This is a genomic window from uncultured Campylobacter sp., assembly GCF_938017705.1.
In the GTDB taxonomy this organism is placed as follows: domain Bacteria; phylum Campylobacterota; class Campylobacteria; order Campylobacterales; family Campylobacteraceae; genus Campylobacter_B.
In genome coordinates, this window is record NZ_CALIIS010000184.1 from 1 (window position 1) to 1,852 (window position 1,852).

Consider the following 1,852-nt stretch of genomic DNA (forward strand, 5'->3'; position numbering starts at 1 on the left):
GCGCGGCATTTCGGCGCGCAAAACAGAAGCTATGCGATCTTGCACGGCGCGCATAGCGTAAAATCGCACTAAATACGATTTGAGTCACCAAAATTTTGATTCTTGCGCGAGATTATAAGCTGCGCGAAGCCTAAATTTTGACGAAATTTGTGTTGTTAGAATTCGCCAAAAATTTTAAATTTCAAAGGGGATAAAATTTTTATGAGTGCTTTGAAAAATTTTATGAAATTTTGCAACCAATCAAAGATAAAATTATAAAAATTTTGAAAGGATCTATGGTGCAAAAGATCGTTTTATTTCTGTGTGCGGCACTGTTTCTATGCAGCTGCTCTAGGAGCAGACCGCAAGATGTCCCAAAGCCAGAGCAAAATAAGGCACCGAGCCACCATTATACAGGCTACTATTACGCATAGCGTATATTGCGCGGCGGGCGACGATACGAGACGTTTAACGGCGAGAAAATGGAAACATTGTTTTGCTCATTCGTGGACAAAAGCTCTCAAGCCTGCAATACGAGCCTTGGCAGCGTTGCAGCTTGAATGTAGCGGCACCAAGGCGTGTCCATCCGTCTATAATGACGATAAAATTTAGGCTTATTTAAATAGGCTTAAATTTAGGACGAAATTCTTTTTAAAATTCTTTCAAATTCCCATAAAGTCCCGCTGAATAAATCTAAATTTTATAAATTTTAGGGTAACATTTGCCTTATTTTTCAAAAAGGCTTTAAATGACTTTAATCGACGGCAAAAGCATAAGCGCGAAGGTAAAAGATGAGATCAAATCGGACGCTTCGGATCTTGCCGCAAAGGGCGTAAAGCCCGCGCTGGCGGTGATTTTAGTAGGCGAGGATGCGGCGAGCAAGACCTATGTCGCGAGCAAGGAAAAAGCCTGTGCCGCCTGCGGGATCCGCTCCGTAGCGCACCGCTTGAGCTCCAACGTGAGCGAGGCAGCGCTTTTAGAACTGATAGAAAATTTAAACGAAGACGAAAGTATCGACGGCATCTTGGTGCAGCTGCCGCTTCCGAAGCACATTGATACGAATAAAATTTTAGAAAAAATAAGCCCGCAAAAGGACGTGGACGGATTTAGCGCGATAAACGTAGGCAAGCTTACTAGCGGGCTTGCGGACGGTTTTGTGCCTTGTACTCCGCTTGGCGTGATGCGCCTGCTTGAGGAATACGGCGTGCAGATAGCGGGTAAAAACGCCGTCGTGCTAGGCCGCAGCAATATCGTCGGAAAGCCGATGGCAAGCCTACTTTTAAATGCTGACGCCACCGTCACTATCGCGCATAGCAAGACGAAAAACCTAAAGCAGCTTTGCGCAGACGCCGATATTTTGGTCGCAGCGGTCGGTAGAGCGCATTTTGTGAGCGCAGATATGGTAAAAGAGGGTGCGGTGGTGATCGATGTGGGGATCAATCGCGGCGAGGACGGCAAGCTAAGAGGTGACGTCGATTTTGACGCAGTCGCGCCAAAATGCTCGTTCATCACGCCCGTGCCCGGAGGCGTGGGACCGATGACGATTGCGATGCTTTTGAGCAATACGATAAAATCGGCGAAAAATCGCTTAAGGCAAAGAGTCTAAATGAAAATACTAAGCAAAATTTATCACTTTTTATCGAGTTGGACGGGGACGGTCATCGTCGTTTTATTCGTCATTCTTTTTGTTGCGCAAGCCTTCGTGATCCCCAGCGGATCGATGCGCACTACGCTTTTGGAGGGCGATTTTTTATTCGTTAAAAAATTTAGCTACGGCATCCCGACCCCGCATATTCCATTTGTAGAGTGGCAGGTAGCTCCTGATAGCGACGGAGATGGGCATATCATCCGCGGCGAGGGTCCAAAGCGCGGT

At 46.6% G+C, this 1,852-nt stretch carries 3 protein-coding genes; all 3 read left to right on the forward strand.

The genetic code is table 11. The features are described 5' to 3' along the window. Positions 1-278 precede the first annotated feature (278 nt). On the forward strand, positions 279-413 hold the full coding sequence (locus Q0605_RS08535) for a hypothetical protein (RefSeq protein ID WP_298706164.1): 135 nt from the start codon (positions 279-281) through the stop codon (positions 411-413). A gap of 314 nt (positions 414-727) precedes the next feature. Next, entirely contained in the window at positions 728-1,585 is an 858-nt protein-coding gene (gene folD / locus Q0605_RS08540; protein ID WP_298706166.1) for a bifunctional methylenetetrahydrofolate dehydrogenase/methenyltetrahydrofolate cyclohydrolase FolD, read from the forward strand. Continuing rightward, positions 1,586-1,852: S26 family signal peptidase (locus tag Q0605_RS08545; RefSeq protein WP_298706171.1), on the forward strand; the 267-nt coding region annotated here is incomplete at its 3' end. It lies immediately after the preceding gene.

What these genes read in the sequence shown, in the direction of transcription:
- folD (WP_298706166.1), top strand. Translation starts at nt 728, where the DNA reads ATGACTTTAATCGACGGCAAAAGCATAAGCGCGAAGGTAAAAGATGAG.